Here is a 26,501-nt window from a genome sequence, read left to right as displayed (position 1 = left end):
CGGAAAGCGGCTTATTTCCCGCTCGTCACCGGCCCCAGCGCCTTTTGCGCAAAGCGGTCCTGCTCGCCGACATGCAGCCCCTTATATTGGGCCAGCTTGGCGCGGAATGCGGACAGTTCGGCCCCGGCCAGTTGCGCGGTTGTGGTGAACTTCACCGACAGCGGATTGATCGTCGCGCCATTGCGATACAGTTCATAATGGAGGTGCGGTCCGGTCGACAGGCCCGTCGACCCGACATAGCCGATCACCTGCCCGCGGCGCACCCGCTGACCCGGCGCGGCGGCGATACGGCTCATATGGGCATAGCCGCTGGCCAGACCCCCGCCATGCTGGATGCGGACATAATTGCCATGCCCGCCATGCCGCCCGGCAAAGGCGACAACCCCGTCCGTCACAGCATAGATGGGCGATCCGTAGCGCGCGGCGAAATCGACGCCTGCGTGCATGCGCGTATAACCCAATATCGGATGGCGACGCATGCCATAGCCCGACGTCATGCGCCCGGCGACCGGGGATGACAGCACGCCGCGCCGTTCGCCCACGCCCGACGCCTCGAACCATTCGGTGCGGCCATCCTTGGTCCAGCGCAGCATGTCGATCGACTTGCCGCTGGCGCGCTGAAGGCCAGCATAGAGAAGATCGCCCACCTCCACATCGCCGGTTTCGGCGCGGCGATAGGCGGTGACGATGTCATAGCGGTCCCCCGCCCCGATCCTGCCCAGATCGACCTGCCCCGCAATCACCCGCAGGAAAGCCTGCACCGCCTTGGGCGGTGCACCGGCTGCGCGGGCCGAGCGATAGATGCTGTCGCCAACCACGCCCTGAATACGCAACGGCGTATCGTCGACGCGAATGGGGATGCGCTTGACCGACAACACGCCACCTGCGCGCGTCAGTTCCATCCCCAGGTCGAGCCGGGCGCGGAACGCCAGCCTGTCGAGCGGCCGGGGCCGGTCGCGACTGGCGCGGCGGCCCAATATGATGTCGAGCCGCGTGCCCGGCTTCACCCCGCCAGCGATATTGCTGCCGACCAGCGCGTTGATCGTCGCCACGTCCCCGCTGCTCACGCCAGCGCGCGACAAGGCGCGCGACAGCGTATCGCTGCTGCCGACCTGGGCGTTCAATTCGATCTGGGGGCGTTCTGGTGTCTGGCGCAGCGGCTGGACCGCATCGGTCGATCCCATGCGATGGCCACTGTCCGCACCCAGCGCCAATGGCGTGATCATCTGGCTGCGCACTTCGTCGAACTGCTTTTCGCCAAGCAGCGCGCCGGGCGCGCCGGGCACGGGCTGAAAACCGGGCGACAGATAGATGGCCGTGGCGCACAGGCCGATACAGGTGGCAAGGCCGCGAAACCAGGTCAGGCTGCCGACACGCTGGCCAAGATCGGGGACCAGTTCCACCGCGTCCGACCATTCGCGCAAACGCGCGCGCCAGTCCTGCGGCGGCTGGGCTACCGGCGTCCGGGCAATCGAATCGGCCAGCCACAGCGACACGGACGCGCCGCCCTGTTGCGATCCAAACTGGCTTTCCTGAAACAAACCCGCGACCCCCAGGGCATTTTCTCATTGCGTCCGCAACGGCCCCGCGCGCCGTGCGTCGAGCGCGACTGTTGTGAACGCCCAAGGTTAAAGTCAATTTAAGACGGGGCCGCGACACGCATCCATGCGACGAACGGTGCCAGCGGTCCGACAGGATCGCGGCAGACCATGGAACCACGGAATCCGCTTGCCCCCGGACCCGTCCTGCCCGACAGAATGGGCCATGGTCCAGTTCACCCGTTCGCCCGTTACCGCCGTTCTGGGCCCGACCAATACCGGCAAGACCCATCTGGCCGTCGAACGCATGTGCGGCCATTCCAGCGGCATGATGGGCTTTCCGCTGCGATTGCTGGCCCGCGAAGTCTATGACCGGGTGGTGGCGATCAAGGGACCGGCCCAAGTTGCGCTGATCACGGGCGAGGAAAAGATCGTCCCGCCACAGGCCCGCTATTTCCTCTGCACCGCCGAATCCATGCCGCTCGGCATAGGCCGACAGGCCGGAGCCGCACCCCAGGGCCAGTCCGATTACGCCTTTGTCGCTCTGGACGAGGCGCAGATCGGCGCGGACCCGGAACGCGGCCATATCTTCACCGACCGGCTGCTGCGCGCGCGCGGGCGGGAAGAAACAATGATCCTTGGTTCGGCCAGCATTGCGCGGCTGGTCAAATCGCTGATCCCCGATGTCGACATTATCGGTCGGCCGCGTTTCTCCACCCTGTCCTATGCGGGCGCAAAGAAGCTGTCCCGCCTGCCCAAACGATCGGCCATCGTCGCCTTCTCCGCCGAAGAAGTCTACGCTGTCGCTGAAATGCTGCGCCGTTTTCGCGGTGGCGCGGCGGTGGTGATGGGCGCGCTCAGCCCCCGCACCCGCAACGCGCAGGTGCAGATGTTCCTGAATGGCGAGGTCGATTATCTGGTCGCCACCGACGCGATCGGCATGGGCCTCAATCTCGATGTCGCCCATGTCGCCTTCGCGTCGCTGCGCAAGTTCGATGGCCGCCGCAGCCGCCGGTTGACCGTCGCGGAAATGGCGCAGATCGCCGGGCGCGCGGGCCGCCATCACAAGGACGGCACATTCGGCAGCCTGGGCGGGGAAGATGGCCATGCCGCCTTCACCCCGGAAGAGATAGAGGCGATAGAGGCGCACCGCTTTCCGCCCATCGAGCATCTATACTGGCGCGACGGCGCACCCCGGCTCGACAGTCTGGCGACATTGATCGCCGATCTGGAGATGCGACCCGACCGCCCCGAACTGCGCGCCGCGCCGGAAGCGGTCGACCTTGCCGTGCTGAAGCGCATGGCCGCTGACCCGCAAGTCATCGACCGGGTGCGCGCCCCGCGACAGGTCGCCCGGCTGTGGGATGCGTGCGGCCTGCCCGACTTTCAGAAACTGGGCGCGGATCATCATGCCCGCACGGTCAATCGCATCTGGCAGTTTCTGTCGGAAGGAAACGGCCATATTCCGCGCGACTGGTTCGCCCAGCAACTCGCCCGGCTCGATTCGGTGCAGGGCGATATTGACACGCTGTCGGGCCGGATCGCGGCGGCGCGGACATGGGCCTATATCGCCCATCGCGCCGACTGGCTGGCCCAACCCGCCGAAATGGCCGAACGGACGCGCGCGCTGGAGGAAAAACTGTCCGATGCGCTGCACGCCGCGCTGACGCAGCGTTTCGTCGACCGCCGCACTACCGTTCTGTTGCGCGACATCGGCCAAAATGTGAACCAATTGCCCGTAACCGTGGAGGCCGACGGCAATGTCTGTGTAGATGGCGAAACGATAGGACGACTTGACGGCTTCCGATTCTCGGTCGATCCCGCTACGCGCCATCAGGACAGGAAATTGCTGTTGGCTGCGGCGGAAAGGCGCCTTGGAAAGGTATTACGGGTGAAGGCAGACGAATTGATCGGCGCGGCGGACGTGGATTTCGCGCTTCTGGACGCAGCGGGTGACGCGCCCTGCATCGCGTGGAACGGCACGCCGGTCGCAACGCTGCTGGCCGGGCCAACCCTGCTGGCCCCCGAAATCCGGCTGGATCGCGCGATTCTGGCGCTGGATCAGGATGCGCAGAAGCAGGTATCGGCGCGCCTGACCAACTGGGTCGATGCGCAAAAGCAGAAGCATCTGCTGCCGCTCGTCAAGATGGCCGAAAGCGCCGCCGATCCGCAGGTTCCCCCGTGGTGCGCGCTGTGTTCGCGCAACTGGGCGACGCTGGCGGGGTCAGCCCGCGCACCGATCTCGATTCGGCGCTGGGCCATCTGGACAAGGATCAGCGCCATTTGCTGCGCCGGGCGGGTATCGATATTGGCGTGCTCGACCTGTATCATCCCGGCCTGCTCAAGCCCGGCGCAGCGCGCTGGCGCGGCGCGTTGCTGGCGGCGCGGATCGGCAAGCCCTGCCTGCCGCTGCCCCTGCCCGGCCTTACCCTGATCCCGGCGGGCGAGAAATTCGACCAGATGGGCGCGCGGATCGCGGGCTTCCGCACCTTTGGCGAACAGATGCTGCGCATCGACATGGCCGAACGCATGGCCCGCACCGCGCATGAAGCCATTGCCAAGGGCGAAGCCTTCACCGTCGCCAGTCCGCAGATCGTCTCGCTCGGCCTGTCCGAACCCGCCTTCCTGGCGCTGATGCGCGCGGCGGGCTTCCGCCCGGTCGAAGGCGCGGAAGAAGGCAAGCCCAACTGGATATTCAAGGGCCGCCAGAAAGCGCGCGCACCCCAGCAACAGCCCGCCCCGGCGCGCGAGGGCAAGCCACGCGGCAGGCCAGCGCCCCGCCCTGCCGCAGCAACGCCCGCCAGAGCGCCCGCAGCGCCAGCCAACAACGCCTTTGCCGGTCTTGCCGCGCTGCTCGGCCGCAATGGCTGATCCGGTCGCGGTGGGCGGCCATGGCCCCACGCTGCGCATCGACAAATATCTGTGGTTCGTCCGTCTGTGCCCCAGCCGGTCGAGCGCGCAGAAACTGGCGGAGGACGGCCATATCCGCGTCAATGGCCGCCGCATCGAACGCGCCCACGCCGCCATCCGCGTGGGCGACCTCATCACCTTCCCCCATGGCCAGGGCGTGCGCGTGGTGCGCGTGGCGCAATTGCCGGTCCGCCGTGGCCCCGCGGTGGAAGCGCAGCGCTGTTATGAGGAATTGACGGTCGGGGGATGAAGCCCAAGCTGTCGCCTGCCAAGATTATCCTCATTGACCTTGGGCGTGCCTGCGCATAGCAGGACCGCGCTTTTCCAACCAAGAGTGCCCTGACAATGACCTATGTCGTGACCGACAACTGCATCCGCTGCAAATATATGGATTGCGTCGAGGTCTGCCCCGTGGACTGTTTCTACGAGGGCGAGAATATGCTGGTCATCAATCCAAGCGAATGTATCGACTGCGGCGTGTGCGAGCCGGAATGCCCGGCCGAAGCGATCCTGCCCGATACCGAGAATGGCCTGGAAAAATGGCTGGAACTCAACACCAAATATTCGGCTGAATGGCCCAACATCACGGTCAAGGGCGAAGCGCCCGCCGACGCCGACGAAATGAAGGGTGTTGAAGGCAAGCTGGAGAAATATTTCTCTCCCGAACCCGGCTCAGGCGACTGATCCGGGCGGCCTCGCGCCGCTGCCATCTTGTTCCTTTTGCCAACCGCGCCCGGCGATTATGTCCGGGGGTGGCAATTTTGTTACGAATCTGCTATGTACCTTCCCAACGGTCGGACACCCTCCTGTCCGTCCCTGGAGAATTAGCTTCATGTCCTGACGGTGGCGCCGTGGACCCCTCATGCATATGCCCCTAGCGCATATGTTCCGCGACGGCCCCGTTCCCCGGTTGATTGGAAAGGTTCCAAATGGCTGCCAAGGCGCTGTCCTTTGACGTTGGTGATTATGTCGTTTACCCCAAGCATGGCGTGGGCCGTGTGATCGAACTGCAAAAGGAGCAGATCGCAGGTATGGAGCTGGAGCTCTATGTGCTCCGCTTCGAAAAAGAGCGCATGACGCTCCGCGTGCCGACCAACAAGGCGGAAGGCGTGGGCATGCGCAAGCTTTCGTCCAACAAGACGCTCGAAGAATCGATGGAAACGCTCAAGGGCAAGCCCAAGGTCAAGCGTACCATGTGGTCGCGCCGCGCGCAGGAATATGAAGCGAAGATCAATTCGGGCGACCTGGTGTCGATCGCCGAAGTGACGCGCGACCTGTTCCGCGCCGATGACCAGCCGGAACAAAGCTATTCCGAACGCCAGATTTTCGAGGCTGCGTCCAGCCGCCTCGCCCGCGAACTGGCGGCGATGGAAGAGACGGACGAGCCCGCCGCGCTCAAGAAGATCCTCGCGATCCTCAACGAAGCCGCGCCGAAATATGCCAAGGTCGAAGGCTGACATCAGCCACTGACGCAAAAAAGGGGCGCGCCTTTCGCAAGGCGCGCCCCTTTTTTTATGAGCGCAATCGGGCTTATTCGCCCTTGCTGCCAACTGCATCCTGTGCCGCGTCGCCGACATCGCTGGCGGCCTGCCCCACCTGTGTCGCGGCGCTGGTCACGGCATTATCCTTGCTCGTCTCGCTGCTGACCAGGAAGAAGGCGGCGACCGCCACCACGACGACCAGCAGCAGGATCGCAAATGTCATGCCGCCACTGCCGCGCTTTTCAATCACTGTCGTCGTCGTCGTTGCCGGACGCTCCTGATACTCGGCCATGATCCTCTCCTCCTCAACACAATAGATGGCCGCATAATGCGCGGCTGTTGAGGGAGGTTCCCGCCCGGCAGGGTCCGACCTATTGGCCAATCGGAACGAAGGCGCCCTTCGCGCGGTCCTTCACTACCGCGTCGGCGCGGAATACGGACCCGCTCATCGTGATGTAGATGCCGGGCTCCGCCACCTGAACGGTGGCAAAGGCCATGCCCAGATTGAAGCTCGCGTCGCTCTCGCCAAAACGCGCCGGAGCCAGCGCACCCACCAGCACCACCGTCTTGCCGGGAATATCGGCCAGCAGCTTGGCCGTATCGGTCATCGTGTCGGTGCCATGGGTGATGACGATATGGCTTTCCGGCGCAGCGGCGACGCGGGCACGGATCAACGCCCGATCGGCATCGTCCAGTTCCAGACTATCCTTGCGCACGACTTCCTCGACGCGGAAGGGCCGCTTGACCCGCGCCACATCCAGCAAACGGGCCATGACGGTTTCGCCGACCTGATAGTCGGACAGCGCATCGAAATAGATTTTGTCGATCGTGCCGCCAGTGGTCAGGATCAGTATAGGCGTGTCGGGGGTCAGCATAATGGCTCCGGTCAGGTTCAAGCCCCGCGCGCCATGGCTTCGCCACGATCGCGGGCAGCGGCCAGCGTGTCGGTGAGTAGCGCCAGCAGGCGGTCGTCGGCGTCCAGCACATTCATTCCCTCGCGCGTCATGCCGCCGGGGCTGGCGACCCGGTCGGCCAGCACGCCGGGACTGTCACTCGCCCGCGCAGCCATGCTGGCCGAACCCTGCACCGTCGTCAGGGCCATGCGCGCAGCCTGATCGGCGGGGATGCCCAGCGCTTCGCCAGCCCGCGCCAGCGCGTCGATGAAGCGGAACAGAAAGGCAGGGCCGCATCCCGACAGCGCCGTCACCTGATTGAACAGCGCTTCGTCGCCAATCCATTCGGCCAGGCCCAGCGGTTCGATCAGTCCGCCAATATCGGCCTTGGCCTGCGCGGATGTCCCGTCGTCGGCAAACAGCGCCGTGACGCCCTCTCCCAGCCCCACCGGCAAGTTGGGCATCGCCCGCACCATGTCGCCCACGGCCGGAAAGCGCGCCCGCAAATCGGCGATCGGCGTACCCGCCAGGATGGAGACGATCCGCACGTCCGCCCCGCACAAGGGCGCCAGCGCCGTGGCGACATCAGCAATCTGATAGGGCTTCATGCCCAGCAATATGGTCGTCCCGGCCGGCAATGTGGCGGGGTAGGTCGTCACGACTGCTACGCCATCGGCAACCGGCCGCCCGCTTGGCCGCAGCACCGTTACCCGCGCGGGATCAAGCCCGCAGTCGAGCCAGCGCGCCAGCATCTGCCCGGCCATATTGCCGCAGCCGACAAGGAAAAGATGATCGGGCCAGCAGATCGTCATCGCGCGCTCAGGCTTCGCCGCGGGTTTCGATCAGGCTGGCGGCAATCGCCTCGGTCGGGCTTTTGCCGCCCCACAGCACGAACTGGAACACCGGATAGAAACGCTCGCACTCGTCGATCGCGGTTTCGACCAGCAACTGCGCCTGATCCAGCGTCAACGTGCCGCCAACGCCCAGCAGCGCGCCGTGGCGGAACAGGATGATGCCGCTCGACGACCAAAGCTCGAAATGGCCCAGCCACAGCTGTTCGTTGATCAGCCCCAGCGCCTCGTAGATCGTGCCCCGCTTTTCGTCGGTGACGCGAATGTCCGGCAGCGCCAGCAGTTGCAGCACCTGATCTTCGTCACGCCAGATGCCGCGCAGTTCATATTGCGCCCACGACCCTTGCGTATTGGCGACGATCTCATCCTCGCCGACCTGCTCGTAGGTCCAGCCATGCGCCTCGAAATAAGCCGCCAGCATGTCGATCGGCGCGGCTTCCTGGCCGCCATGTTCAAACTCGTCACTGTCCATCATCGGCGCGCCTTAACACCGTGAAGGATGAAAGGACAGACAGGATCAGTCCACCCCGCCGGGCTTGGGCTTGGTCGCCTTGACGCTTTTCTTGACCGGTTCAGGGGTCTTGCCTTCCAGCGCGTCGATGCGTGCCTTGAGCAGTTCGACCTCTTCGCGCGCCGCAGCCGCCAGCGCCTTGACCGCGTCAAACTCCTCACGCGACACAAAGTCCGCGCCGCCCATCCATTCCCGCGCCTTCTCGCGCGCATTGGCTTCAAACTCGCGGCTCATGCCCGCCACGGTCCCGGCTGCGCCGTTCACCAGCTTGGCCAGATCGTCGAAAAAGCGGTTCTCGCTCTGCATGATGCTCATCCTCTCAACGGGCGCGGAAAGCCGCGCCAAAACTCATATCTGGGTCTGGAGCGCGGGCGCGACAAGGGTTTCCGCGTCCGGGTTCAGGCGATTAATCTCAAAATTGAGGAAAGACGCGAAGGCCAGCCAGGCCAGATAGGGCAGCAGCAGCCAGCCCGCGACACGGCGGATGCGGCTGAACAGCCAGGTCGTGATGGCGACCAGCACAATCAGGACAAGGATCAGCACCAGCGCGCTGCCGACCTGGTGTGCGCGGAAAAATAGCGGTGACCAAGCAAGGTTCAGGACAAACTGGACGACGAACAGGGTGATGGCGGTGCCCCGCCCGTTGGCTCCGCGCGCATGCAGCACGATTGCCAGCGCCAGCGCCATGGCGATGTAAAGGATGGTCCAGGCAACGCCAAACGCCCAGCCCGGCGGCATCAGCGCCGGTTTTTCCAGCGCGTCGAACCAGCGATTGCCAAAGCCGCTATTGGCGAGCTGACCCGACAGAAAACCCAGCAGGACAATGACCGGCACAGTCACCAGCGCCCAGCGCAGATAAGCAAGGCGCAACTGGCCGGGGGACGCGATTTCGTTCATCGGCAACGCTTCTCCACGCTCATCCTATTCGGCTGGATCGGGCGAATCCTTCAACGCCGAATCCAGCTTGCGACCAACGGTTTGCGGAGAAACGGTCCGCTTCGCAACACGCGAATAGAATATGGGGATCAGGAATAATGTTATCAGCGTCGCCAGACTGACCCCGAACACGATGACCACGCCGATCGAATTGCGAGCAGCAGCGCCAGCGCCCCCGCGAATCACCAGCGGAACCGCGCCGATGACCGTGGCGATCGACGTCATCAGGATCGGCCGCAAGCGCCGGGTCGCGGCCTCGCGAATGGCCTGCGCCACCTCCATGCCCTCGTCGCGCAACTGGTTGGCGAATTCGACGATCAATATGCCGTTCTTGGCCGCCAGCCCGACCAGCATGACGATGCCGATCTGGCTGTAGAGATTGACCGATCCGCCCGTAACGATCAGCCCCAGCACACCGCCCGCCACCGCCAGCGGCACCGTGGCTATAATCACGCCGGGGTGAATGAAACTTTCGAACTGCGCGGCCAGCAGCAGATAGACGATCAATATGGTGAGGCCGAAGATCAGCCAGATCGACCCGCCGGTTTCGCGCAAGGACTGGCTTTCGCCGCGATAGCCGATCGCCAGCACTTCGGGCGACTGGCGCGCTTCATTTTCCAGAAAGGCGAGCGCCTGCCCCAGCGACGTGCCGGGGGCCAGCGCCGCTGACAAAGTGATCGCGCGCAGCTTGTTGTAGCGGTTGAGCTGGCGCGGCCCGGCGACTTCGCGCACCGTGACCAGCGCCGACAGCGGGACGAGCGCCCCATTGTTCGCGCGCACCTGAATCCGCTCCAGATCGGCGAGCGTCTGGCGTCCCTCCTGTTCCGCCTGCACCAGCACGCGATATTCCTCGCCCCGGTCGACATAGGTGGTCACGCGCCGCGACCCCAGCAGGCTTTGCAACGCCTGGCTGATGTCGTTCACCGACACGCCCAGATCGCCCGCGCGCTGCTGGTTGACGTCGATCCGCATCTGCGGCTTGGTTTCCTTATAGTCGCTGTCCAGGTTGATCAGCCCCGGATAGTTGGCCGCCGCCGCAAAGACGCGATCGCGCGCCGCCACCAGCCCTTCATAGGTCGAACCAGCGAGCACGATATTGACCGGCAGCCCGCGCCCGCGCCCCAGGCCCGACCGGGGGGCGGCGTTGCCGCGCACGCCGGGCTGCTCGGCAATCACCTTGTTGATGATGGTCGCGACTTCCGCCGTCGTGATCGTGCGGTCCTCCCATGGACGCAGGAAGGCGATCACGTTGCCGCTGTTGAAATCGTCCGACGTGCCGAAACCGGCGGGGGTGCGGACGACCAGATTCTGGAGGGTGCCATCTTCCCGCAGCGGCGCTAGCGCCGCTTCGATCTTGCGCATATAGGCCAGCATCCGGTCATAGCCGGTGCCCTCCGGCGCGCTGATCTGGCTGTCGACGACGCCGGTATCCTCCGCCGGCGCCAGTTCGTTCGGCAGCAGGGTGAACATCCCCCCGGCAAGCGCCAGGAACAGTCCGACGCCGATCAACGGCAGCAGCGGCTTGCGCAGCACATGGTCCAGCCAGCGGGAATAGCGGCCCTCCAGCCGCTGGAACCGGGCATCCACCCAGCGCGCCAACCGCCCGCGTTCGGCATTGTTGAGCAGCTTGGAACAGAGCATCGGGGCCAGGCTGAGCGATATGAAGCCCGAAAAAGCGATGGCGGCGATCATCGCGACCGCCAGTTCGCGGAACAGCAGCCCGGTCTGCCCCGCCAGGAACATCACCGGCACGAACACCGCGCACACGACCAATGTGGTGGAAATGATCGCAAAACCCACCTGCCGCGTGCCGAGATAAGAGGCGACCAGCGGGTCCTCCCCCTGCTCGATGCGGTGATAGACATTTTCCAGCACGACGATGGCGTCATCCACCACCAGCCCGATCGCCAGCACGAAGGCCAGCAGGGTCAGCAGGTTGATGGACAGGCCAAGCAGCCACATGACCGCGCAGGTCGCCAGCAGGCAGATCGGCACGGTGATGGCGGGAACGATCGTCGCACGCACTGAGCCTAGGAACAGGAAGATGACGAGAATCACGAGCAGCGCGGCTTCAAGCAGCGTGTCATAGACATTGTCGATTGCGCGGCTGATGAACAGCGACTCGTCGGAGCCGACCGCCACCCGCATCCCCTGCGGCATGTTCGGGCGCAATTGTTCGACCAGCGCCTTGGCCTTGTCCGCAACCTCCAGCGTGTTGGCGCCCGATTGCCGCACGATCCCCAGGCCGATGGCCGTCCCCGCGTTGGAACGGAAGCTGCTATAGGGATTTTCCGCCCCTTCCTCGATCCGGGCGACGTCCCCCAGCTTGACCTGATAGCCATTCGCGCCCCGGCCAACCACCAACTGGGCGAACTCGTCGGGCGTGGCGAAGGGCCGCTCGACGCGCAGCGTCTGGTTCTGATCCTTCGATTCAAATCGACCGGCGGGCAGTTCGACATTCTGCGTGCGCAGCGCATTTTCGACGTCGGCTGGCGTCAGGCCGAAGGCCGCAAGCCGTTCGGCGTTCATCCACACACGCGTCGATGGACGCGCCTCGCCACCGATCGTGACGCGGGCCACCCCGTCAATGGCGGAAAAGCGATCGGCGATGTTGCGGTCGATATAGTCGCTCAGCTGGATTTCGCTCCAGCCGGGGCGGGAAAAGGACAGGTATAATATCGGCCGCGCATCGGCGTCGACCTTGCGGATTTCGGGCGCCAGCGCCTCTTCCGGCAAATCCTCCACCACCGATCCCACCCGATCGCGCACATCGTTCGCCGCAGTGTCGATATCGCGCGAGGGATCGAATTCGATGCTGATGTCGGACGTGCCATCCTGGGATGTCGACGTAATGGTGCGGATGCCCTGAACGCCTGCGACGGCATCCTCGATCAACTGGGTGATCCGGGTTTCGACGACCGAAGCGGCAGCACCCGTGTAGATGGTCTCCACCGACACGATCGGCGGGTCGGTGTCAGGATATTCGCGCACCGACAGGCTGAGATAGCCGACCACCCCGACGATGCAGAGCAGGATCGCGATGACTGCGGAGAATACCGGGCGGCGGACGGACAGGTCGGACAATTGCATGGCGGTGCCCTACCCCGCCGATTTGGAAGACGGTGCGGGCTTGTCCCCCGCCAGCCGCACCGGCACGCCATCGCTCAGCTTGACGACGCCATCGGTCACCACCTGCTGGCCCGCCTTCACCCCGCCCAATATCTCGACCAGCCCGTTCTGCCGCAGCCCGGTATCGACTTTGACCCGTTTGGCCTTGCGATCCTCCACCACGAACACGAAGCGATCCTCGCCATCGCCCACCACCGCCAGTTCGGGCAGCGCGAGCGACTGGCGCTGGCGCGACACGATGCTGACGGTCAGCAACATGCCCGGTTTCAGCGCATGGTCAGGATTGGGCAGGATCGCGCGGACACGCACCGCGCGCGTGGCGGGGTCGATCACAGGGTCGATGGTCGCGATCGTGCCGTTGAATGGCCGGTCGGGCCAGGCGGCGGACACGGCGCGGATCGTCTGCCCTTCGCGAATGGTCGACAGGCGGGTTTCGGGCACGGTGAAGTCCAGCTTGATCCGTGAAATGTCGCTGACCGTGGCGATGGCCGTGCCCGCCGTCACGATTGCGCCGGGCGACACGGTGCGCAGGCTGAGCCAGCCGCCAAAGGGCGCGCGGATCACCCGGTCGTTGATCGCGGCACGACTCTGATCGGCACTGGCCTTGGCTGCGTTCGCCAGCGCAAGTTGCTGGTCCAGCAAGGCGGCCGTGGCAAAGCCGCGCGCCTTTAGCGCCTGTACCCGTTGCAGTTGCTGTCCCGCCTGCAATGCCTGCGCCTGCGCCGCGGCCAGTTCGGCCTGTTCCTGCGCGATCGCCATGGTCGCGATCACCTGCCCTTTGGCGACATAGCCGCCATCGGCGAAATTGATCGAGGTGACCCGTTCGGTCACGGGCGCGGACAGGATCACCTGTTCATTGGCCAGCGCCGTGCCGACGGCATCCAGCGTATCGGCAAAATCCGCCTTCGCAATCGGCGCTGCCTCGACCAGCGCAGCCTGGCGCGGCTTGGATGTCTTGTCGCCACTGCAACCGGCAAGGCATAGGGCGGTGATAAGAAACAGGGATTTGCGCATGGTGGAGGGCTATCGGGCCTTTCGATGCGACACAACATGGCCTTTTGTCGCAAGATGTAACAACGTCGCAAATAACGAATACAGGACGCTTATCCACCAAGCCGGGCATAGAGTAAAAATTCGACATTGCCCTGCGGTCCCGTGATCGGGCTGGGCGTGATGCCGATGGTGGTCCAGCCCTGCCCCTCTATCCACGCGCGCACATCCTGGCAGACACGATCATGGATCGCCGGATCGCGCACCACCCCGCCTTTGCCGACCTCCTCACGTCCCGCCTCGAACTGCGGCTTGATGAGCGCCACCAGCGACGCGCCGGGCCGGGCGAAGGTCAGCGGCCGTTCCAATACCTTGGCAAGCGCGATGAAGCTGGCGTCGCACACGATGATGTCGATCGGCTCGGCAATATGGGCCTGTGTCAGGATGCGCGCGCTGGTCTGTTCATGGACGATGACGCGCGGATCGCTGCGCAACTTCCACGCCAGCTGGTTGGTGCCGCTGTCCACCGCATAGACGCGAACCGCACCATTGGTCAGCAGCACGTCGGTAAAGCCGCCGGTCGAGCTGCCCACGTCCAGCCCCACCATGCCGGTCACATCGATGGCATATTCGGCCAGCGCATGGGCCAGCTTGATGCCGCCGCGCGACACCCAGGGATGGTCCCGGCCCCGTACGTCCAGTTCGGCATCGGGCGCGATCTGCTGCCCGGCCTTGTCGATCTTCCTGTCGCCCAGAAAGACGAGGCCAGCCAGGATCAGCGCCTGCGCGCGCGCGCGGCTTTCCGCCAGGCCATTGTCGACAAGCAGCTGGTCGGCGCGAATCTTCGCCATCAGCCCACCAGCGCCGTCAGCGTCGCGGGCGTCAGCAATTGCGGCAGCGTCTGCGCGTCCTTGCCCGGCGCATACCACAGATAGAGCGGCACGCCCGACCGGCCCTGACCTTCCAGAAAGCGGGTGATCGCCGGATCGGCATTGGTCCAGTCGCCGACCATCACCGTCACGCCCCCCTTGTCGAAGGCGGCGCGGGTCTCGGCGCGGTCGATCGCGGCGGCTTCATTGGCCTTGCAGGTCAGGCACCAGTCGGCGGTGAAATAGAGGAATACCGGCTTGTTCGCCGCGCGCAGGCTGGCCAGCCGTGCTTCGTCGAACGGCAGCGCCGCCCCCTCCTGCGCAGCGGCGGCAGGCGCGCGCGACGGCAGCAGCGCCGCCGCCCCGCCCAGCACCGCAAGGGCCGCCAGCGCCACGATCCAGCCGCCGCCCCGCCCGGCCCGCTGTCGGCTGCCCAGCCACCAGAGCAGCAGCACCAGCGCCAGCATGGCGGCCAGCCCGATCGTCATGCCCGTCACGCCGCGCTGTTGCCCCAGCAGCCATGCCAGGCCCAGCGCGGTCAGGAACATCGGGATCGACAATATCTTCTGGAACCGCCCCATCCACGGCCCCGGTCGCGGCAACCGTGTGCGCAACGCGGGGATATAGGCCAGCAGCAGGAAGGGCAGCGCCAGCCCCAGCCCCAGCCCGGCAAACACCGCCAGCGCGGCGGCCAGCGGCAGCACCAGCGCCGCGCCCATCGCCGCGCCCATGAACGGCCCGGTGCAGGGCGTCGCGACAAAGGCGACCAGCGCCCCAGTCCAGAAGGCACCCGCCATGCCGCCCTTGCCCGCCAGCCCCTCGCCCCCGCCGACCGCCTGCAATTCGAACAGGCCCGCGAGGTTGAAAGCGATCGCGCCGACCAGCAACAGCAGCGTCAGGATGATGCGCGGGTCCTGCAACTGGAACGCCCAGCCGACAGCCGCCCCCGCCGCGCGCAACGCCAGCAGCGCCGCGCCAAGCGCCAGGCAGGTGGCGATCACCCCGGCGGCATAGGCGATCGCTTCGCGCCGCACGGTCCGTTCATCGCCCCCGGCCTTGGCCAGTTTCATGGCCTTGAGGCCCAGTATCGGGAAGACGCAGGGCATGATGTTGAGCAGCAACCCGCCCAGCAGCGCCCCGCCCAGCGCGATCAGGATCGCGCCGGTCACGCCGCCGCCCGATGCCGCCACCTGGCCGGGACGGGCCGTCAGCAGAAAGCCGACATGGTCGCCCGTGGCCAGCACCGCCTGCACCGCGCCGCCCTTGCCGCCCTCGCCCGCATCGGTTTCGACCAGCAGCCGGTCGCCATCGCGGGTCACGCTCTGCGGCGCGGCATAGCGCGCCAGCCCTTCGCCCAAGGGAAACAGATGCACCTGATCCGCCTGCGCATCGGCGGGAAAGGGTACGGACAGGCGCAGCTTGCCATCGGCAATCGCATAGGTCGCTTCGGACCCCAGCGGCCGCGGCAGATGGCTGCGCCAGGCGTCGAACCGCGCCCGATCGGCTGCCGCCACCTGCCCGTCGCCCGCGACCAGATCCAGCGCCATCTCGCCACTTTCCGGCACGCACACCTTGTCGGTGCAGGCCAGCCATTGCGCCTTCACCCGCACGGGCAGGCGCGTGCCTGCCGCGACATCGGGCGCAACCGTCAGGGTCGCCAATATGCCATAGGGGCCTTCATACACATGGTTCATCAGGCCCGAAATCAGCAGCGTTTCAGGCACTGGATAGCGCAGGCGACCGACGCTCACGCCCTTGGGCAATGTCCAGCTCACCGTCATGCCAAGGCCGGCGTCGCCCGGATTTTCCCAATAACCGTGCCATCCCGCCTCCGGCACCATGGCAAAGGCTATGTTCGTCGTCTTGCCCGGTGCGGGCGTAGCGCTTTCGGCCACCAGATGCGCAGAAATATGCGGCGCACCGCCCCCGAACGCGCCCTGCGCCTGCGCGCCTGAAACCCCGGCCAGCAAAGCCAGCGTCATCAATATGACATGAAAAATCCGCATCGGGCCTCTGGTCGCGTGGGTGTCAGCGGGCTAGGTCGGGTGACGTTCGCCGTCAAGGCTGGAGAAGGTAGAGTAGATGTTGAGAAAAGTCGCCACAGCTCTGCTGCTCGCCACCGCGATCCCGGCCACGGCCCAGACGACGCCACCCAAGCTGATCGTCGCCATATCGGTCGACCAGTTTTCCGCCGACCTGTTCAGCGAATATCGCCAATATTATAGCGGCGGCCTGAAGCGGCTGACGCAAGGGGTCGTGTTCCCCAAGGGCTATCAAAGCCATGCCGCGACCGAAACCTGCCCCGGCCATTCAACCATCCTGACCGGCAGCCGCCCGTCGCGCACCGGGATCATCGCAAACACATGGTTCGACCTGTCGACCGCGCGCGAGGACAAGGCGGTCTATTGCGCCGAGGATGAAAGTCAGCCGGGCAGCAACAGCGGCAATTATGTCGCCTCCCCCGTTCACCTGAAAGTCCCCACATTGGGCGGCCGGATGAAGATCGCCAACCCCGCCACCCGCGTCGTATCGGTCGCGGGGAAGGATCGCGCCGCGATCATGATGGGCGGACCGACCGCCGACCAGACATGGTGGATCGGCGGGGCACAAGGCTTCGTCAGCTACAAGGGCGTCGGCACCCCGCCACTGGTGGCGAAGATCAACGAAGCCTTTGCCGCGCGACTGGCCCAGCCCAATGCTGGATTCGATCTGCCGCAACAATGCGTGGCCAAGGATTTCCCGGTCGCGATCGGCGCTGGCAAGAGCGTTGGCACCGGCCGCTTCGCGCGCGTAGCCGGTGATTTCAAAGCCTTCCGCGCCTCGCCCGAACAGGATGCGATGACGCTGGTGCTGGCCGCCGGTGCGATCGAAAGCATGGCGCTGGGCAAGCAGGCGCAGACCGACATCATCTCCATCGGCCTGTCGGCGACCGATTATGTCGGCCACACCTACGGCACCGAAGGCACCGAAAGCTGCATCCAGATCGACCGTCTGGACCGCGAACTGGGCGCTTTCTTCGACCGGCTCGACAAGGATGGCATCGACTATGCGGTGGTGCTGACTGCCGACCATGGCGGCCACGACCTGCCCGAACGTCACCGCGAAAATGCCATGCCGATGGAAAACCGCGTCGACGCGGCGTTGACGCCCAAGGCGCTGAGCGCGACGATCGGGGCCATGACCGGCCTGTCCGGCAAGACGCTGATCTGGGGCGACGGCCCGGCGGGCGACCTTTATGTCGACAAGGGGCTGACCGCCGCCCAGCGCGCGAAGGTGGAGGCCGAGACGCTCAAGCTGCTGCGCGCGCATCCGCAGGTCGAGGCCGCCTATACCAAGGCGCAGATCGCCGCCGTCCCCTCCCCGTCCGGCCCGCCGGAAAGCTGGTCGCTGCTACAGGAAGCGCGCGCCAGTTTCGATCCGGCGCGGTCGGGCGACATCCTGTTGCTGCTCAAGCCCCGGATCACGCCGATCGTCGATCCGACCAAGGGCTATGTCGCCACCCATGGCAGCCCGTGGGACTATGATCGCCGCGTGCCCATCCTGTTCTGGCGCAAGGGGCTAACCCATTTCGAGCAGCCGCTGGGCGTGGAAACGGTCGACATCATGCCGACGCTGGCGGCTCTGATCGGCCTGCCCGTTCCCAAGAGCGAGATTGATGGCCGTTGCCTGGATCTGGTGGCGGGTGAAGGGAGCAGTTGCCCCGCGCAATGACGGGGCTTTGGCGGGGCTATTCCCGTTCGCGCCGCGAATATTGCTCGCGGCCGCGGTTTCTCATTTGCCCGAAGGCAGGAACAGGCAGATTTCAGCGCGCAAGCCCCCTTCGGGCCGGTTCGCGAGCGTCAGCTTGCCGCCTTCGGCATCGACCGCCTTCTGCACGATCGCCAGCCCCAGCCCCAATCCGCTGGTATTGCGCTGGCGCGCGGTGTCGAGCCGGGCAAAGGGTTTGAGTACGGCGTCGAGCTGGTCGCGGGGGATGCCCGGTCCATCATCATCGACGCGGATCAGCACCTCATTCCCCTTGCGCTCCAGGCTCACGCGGGCGCGCTTGCCATAATGCAGCGCATTTTCGATGAGGTTGCGCACCGCCCGGCGGAGCGATAGCGCCCGCACCGCCAGTTCCAGATGATCCGGCCCGGCATATTCGACATCATGGCCATGGTCCTGAAACGAATCGACGATCGTCGCGACCGTCACCGCCAGGTCCGTCCGCACTGCAGGTTCAGGGTCTTTCTCACCGCCCAGAAAATCGAGCAGCGATTCGATCATCTGCCCCATTTCCTCCAGGTCGCCATCCATCGCCTCGCGCGTTTCCCCGTCGGGCACCGTTTCCAGCCGCAATTGCAGCCGCGCCAGCGGCGTACGCATGTCATGGCCAACCGCCGCCAGCGTCTCCGTCCGTTCATCGATCAGACGGTGGATGCGGGTCTGCATCACGTTGAACGCGCGGATCAGGTTGCGCACATCGTTGGTGCCCGCTTCTGGCAGGATCACCTCGCGCCCCAGGCCGATCTGCTCGGTCGCGCGGGTCAGGTCGCGCAGCGGGTCCAGCGTCTTGCGGATCAGAACCCAACCCGCAATCAACAGCGCCAGCACGGGAATGAGCGCCATCCCCATCCGTCCGATGGTGAAGGCCCATTTGCCCCCGCCATGGTGCATACCGAAATAGAGCCAGCTGCCATCGGGCAATTGCAGCCCGCCATTGATTTCCGAATGGCGGCCCGGCGACGCCAGCCGCAGCCAAAGGCGGGACCGTTCCAGACTGGGTTCCCAGGCGATGATCTGCTGGCGCATCCGCTCCAGTTCGGGCGACAGGGGCGGCGGCGGAGGCGCAGCGGGCGACCAATGCACGTCATAGCGGTCCGTGGTCAGCTGGACGCCCATCGTGCGCCGCTCCTCGACCGGCTGTTCGGTCAGCAGCTTGCGCGCGATCACCAGATGCTCGGCCAGCCGCCGCGCCTCGTCATCCTGCAGGGATAGCTGGCTGGCCCGCTCGTACATCAGCGTGCCGACGGCAAATTCCAGCGTCACCGTCAGCAAAAGGATCGCGAAAATGCGGCCGACCAGCCCCAGCGATCCTTTGAAATGCCGTTTCAAGCGCGGCTGACCTCAGCATTGAACATATAGCCGACGCCTCGCACCGTGGTGATGGGCGCTGGCCGATCCTCTGTGGTCAGCTTGCGGCGCAAACGGCTGACAAGCACGTCAATGCTGCGGTCGCTGCTGTCGCCCATGCGGGTGCGCGACAATTCTATGAGCCGCTCGCGCGCGATCACCCGCTGCGGATGGCTGAGGAAGCTGCCCAGCAGGTCGAATTCCGCGCCCGTCAGGTCGACGATCGCGCCCGTGGGCGACCGCAGTTCGCGGCGGGGGAAATTGACCACCCAATCGTCGAAGCGCGCTTCATTTTCGCGATGATCGTCCGGCCCGCGCTCCAGCCCGACACGGCGCAGGATAGCGCGGATGCGGGCGATCAGTTCGCGGGTGCCGAACGGCTTGGGCAGATAATCGTCCGCGCCCAGTTCCAGCCCGACAATACGATCGGTCTCGCTGCCCTTGGCGCTGATGAAGATGATGGGAACGTCGCTCTTGCGCCGGATCTGGCGGCACAGGTCTATGCCGTTGGTGCCCGGCAACATGACGTCCAGCACGACCAGATCGACCGGCCCGGCATCGAACGCCACCCACATTTCCGGTCCCGAAGAGGCTGGACGGACCTGATAGCCATGCTCCTGCAACGCCCGCGCGGTCAGCGTACGCAGTGGCGGGTCGTCCTCGACCAGGATGATGGTGGGGGCGGTCATGATGGGAACGACAGGACGTTGGTCATGTCAGCAGGGATAAGGTCGCCCGGAACAGGGGTCAACCATGAGACGCTTGGGAAACGAACTGCAAGCGCGACAGCAACAATTTGTCATGCCCGCGACATCGGCGGGTTGGCGCGGCGGGACAGGTTGCGCCGGGCCTGCGTGACAGGCCCGGCGCATCTGGATCAGAAGGCTGCGGTCAGCGAGAAGACGACCTGGCTACGTGCGATCGACTTGCCGACATCCTTGCTGTCGCCCGACACCATGAAGTTGGGGCGGAGGTAGTTTTCTTCGACGCGCGCAATGTCGGTATCGACATAGGCGACGCCCAGCGTCAGCGGCGTGCCGGGAATGGCGACGTCCGCGCCGACCAGCCAGTCGAGATATTTGCCGGTCGGGGCAATCGACGTGCCGTTCGGGCCAAGGCCGGGGTTGCCGTTCGACCAGCCCAAATGCGCCTTCAGCGAGACAGGCGTGTTGGGGATGGCGCCGCTCACGTCAGCCCAGACGTAAAGGTTGTCTTCCTTGTCGCCCGGATTGAAGATCGTGCAAGCCGCGTCGCTGCACACATTACCCAGCGCTTCCTGCTTGGGCGCATAGGCAACGCCAACCAGACCCTTGACCGGACCAACGGTGCTGGACAGCTTGACATAGGGTTCGGCGAAATCGGTCGTGTCGGCACCCGACGGATACATGTACCAGGTCAAACCAACGTCGAGCGTCGCGCTGCCCAGCGGAATGGCGTAACCGGCGAACAGGTCGAGTTCCATATTGGAACCACCGAAACGGCCCCAGCCGCCCAGGTTCGATGCCCAGGTGCCGACATAGGCGCCGCTTTCATGCGTGGCGGTGATGCCGCCCTGAACGGCCATGCCCTTGTCCGTCTGCGACACGCCACGGAAGCGATAGTCGGAAACCAGGGCAACGCTGCCCGATATGGTGACGGGACCGGCAGGTTCTTCCTGCGCGAAAACCGGGACGCTCGACATAAGGGCGAGGGCGGCGGTAGCGATCTTATACTTCATGAACATTCCCCTTTACGAAAGAATGTTCCGTCCTGCGTCCACTGGCCCGAAAGTCTGTTGCTGCCGCTTCCAGTGCCTGTGGTCGACGTCTGACTAATTCTCAAATGCCCGGCAGGCAAACAGGTTTTTCTCGCATATGCGAGATGTTGGAAATTGCTGTGACATAAAAGTAACGATTTGACCGTCACCCTCGCCGCTCTGAAACGGCAAAATGCCGCCGTGTCGGGAGGAACACGGCGGCATTTTGGTCGCCTGATCAGGGGGGGGATGATCAGGCGACGAGCTGGCGCATCCGTCCGGTTGCGCCGAACAACTCCACGGGGGAACCGGCACCGCGGCGGCGATCGACCCATTCCCGCACCATTTCGGCGCAGGTATGGTCGATATGCCCCAGCCGCTCGACATTCAGGATGACGAGGCCGGCCGCAGGCAGCGAGTCGAGCTTGGCCGACAGTTTGGGCAGGTTGAGGAAGGTGGCCGAACCGCGTAGCGCGACTTCATGCGTGTCGCCACGGCTTTCTTCCTCCATCTTCAGCCGCAGACGGCTCAGATGCGGGATCAGTTCCAGCATCGACAGGCCAATGCCGACCAGCACGCCGGTCAACAGGTCCGTTGCGACCACGCAGATCAGCGTCGCGGCCCACACGATGGCCGGCAACGGCCCATAGCGGTGCAGCAGATGGCGAACATGATCGACACTGACCAGACGGACGCCGGTGACAACCAATATGCCTGCCAGCGCAGCCATCGGAATTTCACGCAGCAACCAAGGGAGCAGCGCCACGAAGCCCAAAATCCAGATGCCGTGCAGTATGGTGGACATCCGGGTCTTGGCCCCCGCCTGCACGTTGGCGGAACTGCGCACGATAACGCCGGTCATCGGCAACGCCCCGGCAAAGCCGCAAAGCAGATTGCCGACGCCCTGCGCGCTGAGTTCCCGGTTGTAATTGGTGCGCACACCATCATGCATCCGGTCGACGGCAGCAGCCGACAGCAGGGTTTCGGCGCTGGCGATGAAGGCGATCGCAACGGCGGTGGTGATCACGGTCGGATTGAGCAATTGCGCCAGCAATCCGCCCTCGGGCAGCGTGATGGCGCCGACAATCGATTCCGGCACGACGACCCGCGCAACCGGCAGGGCGAGCAGGAAGGCGACCAGCGTGGCCGCAACCACACCAACCAGTGCGCCGGGCACCAGCTTGAGCGAGGCGGGGCGGAATTTCTCCCAACCCAGCATGCCGAAGATGGTGATGAGGCCGACCGCGAAGGCCGTCGCCGCATCGCCGTTGGTCAGGCCGAAAATCTGGCCCGGCATGGCGATCAGATTGTGCAGGCCGCTCGACAAGGGCTTGTCGTCGAACAGCACATGGAACTGGCCGACCACGATCAGCACGCCGATGCCAGCCAGCATCCCGTGTACGACCGCGGGCGAAATCGCGCGGAACCAGCCGCCGACCCGCAACAGTCCGGCAATCACCTGGATCGCGCCTGCCAGGATCAGGATGGGACCAAGGGCGGAAAGCCCCTGTTCGCGGACGATTTCAAAGACGATGACGGCCAGGCCCGCCGCCGGACCACTGACCTGCAAGGGCGAACCTGCCATCAGACCAACGACGATGCCGCCGATGATCCCGGTGATCAGACCCTTTCCCGGTGGCACGCCGGAAGCAACCGCAATGCCCATGCACAGCGGCATCGCCACCAGAAAGACAACGATCGACGCTACGAAATCGCGGCTGAATGTGCCGCCGGAAAAGGCTTTCAACATGGCTTACTCCGCCGCCAGGGCATATTCGCCTTCGCCAGCGAGGCGACGGGCGTGGGGGAGCGCTACGGGCAGCGGCTGGCCTTCGCGCAGCGGCGAGAAACGGCCGGTTTCGCCATCAAGGCCCATCACCAGACCGGCATGAATGTCGACATACCAGCCATGCAATGCAATCTCGCCACGGGCGATGCCCGATGCGACCGATGGATGGGTGCGCAGATGGGCGAGTTGCGCGACGACATTTTCCAGCGCCATGTTGCGCAGCTTTTCCGCGTCGCTCAGATCGGCGGGATAGCTTGCCTTGCAGACCTGCTGCGCGGCATGGCTGTGCCGCAGCCAGGCAGCGACATTGGGCATGGCGGTCAGGTCGGCCTCGGTCGACAAAGCCTTCATCGCGCCGCAATCGCTATGGCCGCAAACGATGATGTCGCGGACGCCCAGAACCATGACGGCATATTCGACCGTGGAGGTGACCCCGCCATTCTGCGTCGCGTGCGGCGGGACGATGTTGCCTGCATTGCGGCATACGAACAGATCGCCCGGCTGCGCCTGCATGATATGTTCGGGAACGATTCGCGAATCGGCGCAGGAGATCATCAGCGCCTTGGGGCTCTGACCGTCACTGGCGAGTCGGTTGTAAAGCGCGCTTTCGTTCGGAAAAGTGTGCTTTTCGAAGTTGAAAACGCGACCGATGAGCTCGTTCATGGAGTCTCTCCTTCGTTGTTTTGCCAGTCGGAACGGACCGGCCTGTCACGTTAGATAGGAGAGCGGCTTTGCTAGGTCGCAGCGGCTTTGTTAAATAGTATGTCTGAACGTTGAATCGATGTTGCAGTGCGGCGAAAGCATATTTCAGCAACGATCGACGGTGGCACTGAACATGTAGCCGATGCCGCGGGCGGTCACGATCGGCGCGGGCTGGTCGCCATGGCGCAATTTGCGGCGCAGGCGGCTGATCAGCACGTCGACGCTGCGATCCGAGGATGGCGCGTCGCGCACGCCGGCCAGTTCCATCAGCCGCGCCCGCGCGATTACCGTCTGGGGATGGTCCAGCAACACAGCCAGCAATGTAAACTCCGCAGCCGTCAGATCGACCGGCGCGCCGGCTGGATCAAGGATGGTCCGCCGTCCGAAATCGACTGTCCAGCCGTCGAAGACCGCCTGGGTCTGGCGATTGAGGCCTGGGGACCGATCGCTCCTCCCGCGGCGCAGCACGGCCCGCACGCGCGCAGCCAGTTCCCGCCCCGAATAGGGCTTGGCCATATAATCGTCCGCCCCCAGTTCCAGCCCGACCACCCGGTCCACTTCGCTGCTATTGGCGCCGACCAGAATGACAGGCACGTCGCTGCGTTCGCGCACGTCGCGGCACAGGTCCAGCCCATCCGCCCCGCGCAACGCCGAATCCAGCACCACGACACCCACAGGCACTTTACCGAGCGCCTGAAACACATCGTCGGACGATTGGGCAGGCAGGACGCGGAAGCCGCTTTCCTCCAGAAACTCGCGGATCGTCCGGCGCAGATCCGGCTGCGTCTCGGCGACCATGATCAACGGCGCGGTTACCGGCATCGCGGACCATTCGGCGCGGCATTGTGCGTCATCATCGCAACTCCTGCTCAGGCGAAAGCATCCGGCCCCTGCGAAGCCGGCGCGCCCGAATTAGGGCAGGCGAATGTCTCCGAAATTTGCCGGAGGTAACAAATTGTTGCTAATGGCCGACGGCAGATTTGGATCAGTAGCAGGACATCAGCGGCATCCGCACCGGCGGAGCAGCGGCAAGGTCGGGCCAGAGCTGCGCCATGACGCATGCCAGCCACAGGGCATCGCTGCCTGCCCGGTGCCGCGTCGGACAGCGCTGGTCGGCGATCCGCACGGCCGCACTGATCTGCGCCTCATCGACCTGCCGTTCGTCGAGCAGCGTTGCGACATGATCGATCGCAAAGGGGGCCGCCCGACCGGCCGCCGCCGCCAGCGTCTCCAGCCAATAGGGGTCGATCAGGCTGTCGGCGACCACGCGCTGGCCACCCACCGCCTCGACCAGTTGATCCAGCACGACATGGGCAGGCAGCCCGTCCCGTTCGATCCGCGCCCGGCTCAGCCCGTGCAAAGCCTCGGCCTCCGCCGTCCAGCCCCAGCCCGCCCAGTCGGGATGCGGCCTTATGATCCAGCTGCGCGCGCCATCCGTTCCCGCCAGTCCGACCTCGATCGGAAAGGACCGTCCGTGGCGCGGCAGGCAGGATGCCTCGAAATCTATGGCCAACATGATGGGGACCGCCTTCGCCTGCTATTTCCAATCCCCCTCTCGCCCCCAACTATGTCAGGGCGAAGTCACCTGCCACCGCTTCGTCGAAAAATCATGCGGGCCGTGGCCTGATTGGGATAGGACGCCATCCCCGCCATCTGCTAATCGAACCTCGCCTTGCCCCAAGCCGGACCTGTTCATGACTGTCATCGCTGCCTATCTCTATCGCAACGGCGCCCGTGTCCGGTCGGTGTCGATCGACGAGCGAATCGACTGCGCCCACGACAAATCCGAATTTGTCTGGATCGGCGTCGCCGACCCCACGCTGGCGGAAATGCAGGCGCTCCAGCGCACCTATGATCTGCATCCGCTGGCTGTCGAGGATGCGGTCAAGGCCAACCAGCTGCCCAAAGTCGACCTTTATGGCGACCAGCTGTTCGTCGTCGCCCGGACCGCCCATGTCGAAGATGACAGCATCTGCTACGGCGAAACCGCGATCTTCGTGGGCCACAGCCATATCATCACCGTCCGCCACGGCTCTTCGCGCGCGCACCTTGCCCTGCGGCAGGATCTGGAGGCGGTGCCCGCCCGCCTCGCCCAGGGGGTCGATTATGTCCTGCACGCCATTCTCGACTTCGTGGTTGATGGCTATCTGCCGATCATCGAGGGGATAGAGGAAGAGGTGCTGGCGATGGAACAGCACACCATCGACACGTTCCTGGGACATGATGACATCACCCGCATCTTCAACCTGCGCCGTCAGCTGCTGCGTTTCCAGCGTATCCTGACGCCGATGCACGAAGTCGCTACCAAATTCGTCAAGCAGGAACTGCCCTGCATCGATGCGGAGGCCCGCCCCTATTTCAGCGACGTGCGCGACCATGTGCGCCGGGTCCAGACGATGGTGGAGGATCTGCGCGAGATTCTGGCGTCCGTGTTCGAATTCAGCAATTTGCTGGAACAGCAGCGCACCGGCGTCATCACCCGCCAATTGGCTGCCTGGGCCGCCATCCTGGCCGTTCCGACCGCGATTGCGGGCATTTACGGCATGAATTTCGAGAATATGCCCGAACTGCGCACCCGCTATGGCTATTTCGTGGTGCTGGGCGTGATCAGCATCATCTGCGCCCTGCTCTATGTTCGCTTCAGGAAACTCAAATGGCTGTAACCAACGCCCTGGAACGCGCAGCCCGCGCCATGTACGCCAATATCGCGCCCGACTGGGACTGGGACGATCCCGATGCAGAACCGATGCGGCGCATGTATCGCGACAATGCCCGCGTCGTGCTGGCTACGATCCGCGATCCCGACCTGGCGATGGATAGCACAGCGCTTGCCGCCTGGCAGGCGATCATCGACGCCATGCTGGCAGAAGGCTGAACGGGCACGCATGCCCGCGCTGGCGCCTGAAGCTGTAAAAAATGGTGCACCCGACGGGGTTGCTTGTTTCTCCGATTTATAATGGCTTAGGCTGGCGAACCCGGCCAACAGCTGCCAAGCAAGTTCAATGCGTTATGAACGCGTTGGCGAACCGAACGAAGCCACTTTTGCGCCTCTCTA

Annotated in this window: 24 protein-coding genes and 1 pseudogene; 7 read left to right on the top strand and 18 right to left on the bottom strand. The window is 64.9% G+C overall.

The window, feature by feature from the left end; genetic code table 11:
- Window positions 1-11 precede the first annotated feature (11 nt).
- The gene (locus CJD35_RS10210) at window positions 12-1,541 is read right to left on the bottom strand and encodes a M23 family metallopeptidase (RefSeq protein WP_017182183.1); all 1,530 of its coding nucleotides are present in this window, start codon (window positions 1,539-1,541) and stop codon (window positions 12-14) included.
- A 223-nt stretch (window positions 1,542-1,764) separates the two neighbouring features.
- On the opposite strand from CJD35_RS10210, the pseudogene CJD35_RS10205 reads away from it, so the two are divergent.
- The 4 genes and pseudogenes from CJD35_RS10205 to CJD35_RS10190 all read left to right on the top strand — a co-directional run bounded on the left by CJD35_RS10205 (window position 1,765) and on the right by CJD35_RS10190 (window position 5,905).
- Window positions 1,765-4,409 (top strand): annotated as a pseudogene (locus CJD35_RS10205) (helicase-related protein).
- Entirely contained in the window at window positions 4,402-4,698 is a 297-nt protein-coding gene (locus tag CJD35_RS10200) for an RNA-binding S4 domain-containing protein (protein WP_017182185.1), read from the top strand. Before CJD35_RS10205 ends, CJD35_RS10200 begins: the two are co-directional and overlap by 8 nt.
- A 95-nt stretch (window positions 4,699-4,793) precedes the next feature.
- Entirely contained in the window at window positions 4,794-5,132 is a 339-nt protein-coding gene (gene fdxA, locus CJD35_RS10195; protein WP_006963738.1) for a ferredoxin FdxA, read from the top strand.
- 245 nt (window positions 5,133-5,377) lie between these two features.
- On the top strand, window positions 5,378-5,905 hold the full coding sequence (locus tag CJD35_RS10190; RefSeq protein ID WP_017182186.1) for a CarD family transcriptional regulator: 528 nt from the start codon (window positions 5,378-5,380) through the stop codon (window positions 5,903-5,905).
- A gap of 73 nt (window positions 5,906-5,978) precedes the next feature.
- On the opposite strand, the gene CJD35_RS10185 is transcribed toward CJD35_RS10190, so the two are convergent.
- From CJD35_RS10185 to CJD35_RS10140, 10 genes are all read right to left on the bottom strand, one after another.
- Window positions 5,979-6,221 carry a hypothetical protein gene (locus tag CJD35_RS10185; RefSeq protein WP_017182187.1) on the bottom strand — a complete coding sequence of 81 codons (243 nt, stop codon included), beginning with the start codon at window positions 6,219-6,221 and terminating at the stop codon, window positions 5,979-5,981.
- A gap of 79 nt (window positions 6,222-6,300) precedes the next feature.
- Window positions 6,301-6,804 carry an asparaginase domain-containing protein gene (locus CJD35_RS10180; protein ID WP_017182188.1) on the bottom strand — a complete coding sequence of 168 codons (504 nt, stop codon included), beginning with the start codon at window positions 6,802-6,804 and terminating at the stop codon, window positions 6,301-6,303.
- Between the two features lie 17 nt (window positions 6,805-6,821).
- The gene (locus CJD35_RS10175; RefSeq protein ID WP_017182189.1) at window positions 6,822-7,634 is read right to left on the bottom strand and encodes a pyrroline-5-carboxylate reductase family protein; all 813 of its coding nucleotides are present in this window, start codon (window positions 7,632-7,634) and stop codon (window positions 6,822-6,824) included.
- 7 nt (window positions 7,635-7,641) lie between these two features.
- On the bottom strand, window positions 7,642-8,148 hold the full coding sequence (locus tag CJD35_RS10170; protein WP_017182190.1) for a type III secretion system chaperone family protein: 507 nt from the start codon (window positions 8,146-8,148) through the stop codon (window positions 7,642-7,644).
- A gap of 42 nt (window positions 8,149-8,190) precedes the next feature.
- Window positions 8,191-8,490 carry an accessory factor UbiK family protein gene (locus CJD35_RS10165; protein WP_026002231.1) on the bottom strand — a complete coding sequence of 100 codons (300 nt, stop codon included), beginning with the start codon at window positions 8,488-8,490 and terminating at the stop codon, window positions 8,191-8,193.
- A gap of 42 nt (window positions 8,491-8,532) precedes the next feature.
- A complete protein-coding gene (locus tag CJD35_RS10160) occupies window positions 8,533-9,081 on the bottom strand; it encodes a TspO/MBR family protein (protein WP_017182192.1) in 549 nt (182 codons plus the stop codon).
- Between the two features lie 24 nt (window positions 9,082-9,105).
- Window positions 9,106-12,210, bottom strand: coding sequence for an efflux RND transporter permease subunit (locus CJD35_RS10155; RefSeq protein WP_017182193.1), 3,105 nt, complete (start codon window positions 12,208-12,210; stop codon window positions 9,106-9,108).
- A gap of 9 nt (window positions 12,211-12,219) precedes the next feature.
- Window positions 12,220-13,263 (bottom strand): efflux RND transporter periplasmic adaptor subunit, encoded by a 1,044-nt coding sequence (locus CJD35_RS10150; RefSeq protein WP_017182194.1) that lies wholly within the window; start codon window positions 13,261-13,263, stop codon window positions 12,220-12,222.
- 89 nt (window positions 13,264-13,352) lie between these two features.
- On the bottom strand, window positions 13,353-14,090 hold the full coding sequence (locus CJD35_RS10145; protein ID WP_017182195.1) for a TlyA family RNA methyltransferase: 738 nt from the start codon (window positions 14,088-14,090) through the stop codon (window positions 13,353-13,355).
- Window positions 14,090-16,114: a protein-disulfide reductase DsbD family protein gene (locus CJD35_RS10140; protein ID WP_017182196.1), complete on the bottom strand. Its 2,025-nt coding sequence runs from the start codon at window positions 16,112-16,114 to the stop codon at window positions 14,090-14,092. Before CJD35_RS10140 ends, CJD35_RS10145 begins: the two co-directional genes overlap by 1 nt.
- 76 nt (window positions 16,115-16,190) lie before the next feature.
- Between CJD35_RS10140 and CJD35_RS10135 the strand changes: the two genes are divergently transcribed.
- Window positions 16,191-17,819 carry an alkaline phosphatase family protein gene (locus CJD35_RS10135; RefSeq protein ID WP_017182197.1) on the top strand — a complete coding sequence of 543 codons (1,629 nt, stop codon included), beginning with the start codon at window positions 16,191-16,193 and terminating at the stop codon, window positions 17,817-17,819.
- A 60-nt stretch (window positions 17,820-17,879) separates the two neighbouring features.
- Here the strand turns inward: CJD35_RS10135 and CJD35_RS10130 are convergent, their stop codons facing one another.
- From CJD35_RS10130 to CJD35_RS10100, 7 genes are all read right to left on the bottom strand, one after another.
- A complete protein-coding gene (locus CJD35_RS10130; protein ID WP_019051561.1) occupies window positions 17,880-19,202 on the bottom strand; it encodes an ATP-binding protein in 1,323 nt (440 codons plus the stop codon).
- A complete protein-coding gene (locus CJD35_RS10125) occupies window positions 19,199-19,909 on the bottom strand; it encodes a response regulator (protein WP_006961535.1) in 711 nt (236 codons plus the stop codon). The genes CJD35_RS10130 and CJD35_RS10125 overlap by 4 nt, the downstream gene beginning before the upstream one ends.
- Before the next feature lie 188 nt (window positions 19,910-20,097).
- Entirely contained in the window at window positions 20,098-20,943 is an 846-nt protein-coding gene (locus CJD35_RS10120; protein ID WP_017182199.1) for a TorF family putative porin, read from the bottom strand.
- Between the two features lie 265 nt (window positions 20,944-21,208).
- Complete coding sequence (locus tag CJD35_RS10115) at window positions 21,209-22,705, bottom strand: SulP family inorganic anion transporter (protein WP_095687018.1); 1,497 nt, start codon at window positions 22,703-22,705, stop codon at window positions 21,209-21,211.
- A 3-nt stretch (window positions 22,706-22,708) separates the two neighbouring features.
- Window positions 22,709-23,407 carry a carbonic anhydrase gene (locus tag CJD35_RS10110; RefSeq protein WP_017182201.1) on the bottom strand — a complete coding sequence of 233 codons (699 nt, stop codon included), beginning with the start codon at window positions 23,405-23,407 and terminating at the stop codon, window positions 22,709-22,711.
- 144 nt (window positions 23,408-23,551) lie between these two features.
- The gene (locus CJD35_RS10105) at window positions 23,552-24,268 is read right to left on the bottom strand and encodes a response regulator (protein WP_086485419.1); all 717 of its coding nucleotides are present in this window, start codon (window positions 24,266-24,268) and stop codon (window positions 23,552-23,554) included.
- Between the two features lie 163 nt (window positions 24,269-24,431).
- Window positions 24,432-24,962, bottom strand: a complete 531-nt coding sequence (locus tag CJD35_RS10100; RefSeq protein WP_017182203.1) for a hypothetical protein — start codon at window positions 24,960-24,962, stop codon at window positions 24,432-24,434.
- A 178-nt stretch (window positions 24,963-25,140) separates the two neighbouring features.
- On the opposite strand from CJD35_RS10100, the gene CJD35_RS10095 reads away from it, so the two are divergent.
- Together CJD35_RS10095 and CJD35_RS10090 are read left to right on the top strand one after the other, a co-directional pair.
- Window positions 25,141-26,109: a magnesium and cobalt transport protein CorA gene (locus CJD35_RS10095; protein WP_017182204.1), complete on the top strand. Its 969-nt coding sequence runs from the start codon at window positions 25,141-25,143 to the stop codon at window positions 26,107-26,109.
- Complete coding sequence (locus CJD35_RS10090) at window positions 26,100-26,321, top strand: hypothetical protein (protein WP_017182205.1); 222 nt, start codon at window positions 26,100-26,102, stop codon at window positions 26,319-26,321. Before CJD35_RS10095 ends, CJD35_RS10090 begins: the two co-directional genes overlap by 10 nt.
- Window positions 26,322-26,501 lie beyond the last annotated feature (180 nt).

It is taken from the genome of Sphingobium xenophagum (assembly GCF_002288285.1).
Lineage (GTDB): Bacteria > Pseudomonadota > Alphaproteobacteria > Sphingomonadales > Sphingomonadaceae > Sphingobium > Sphingobium xenophagum.
This window is presented reverse-complemented; position numbering and strand designations above follow the sequence as displayed.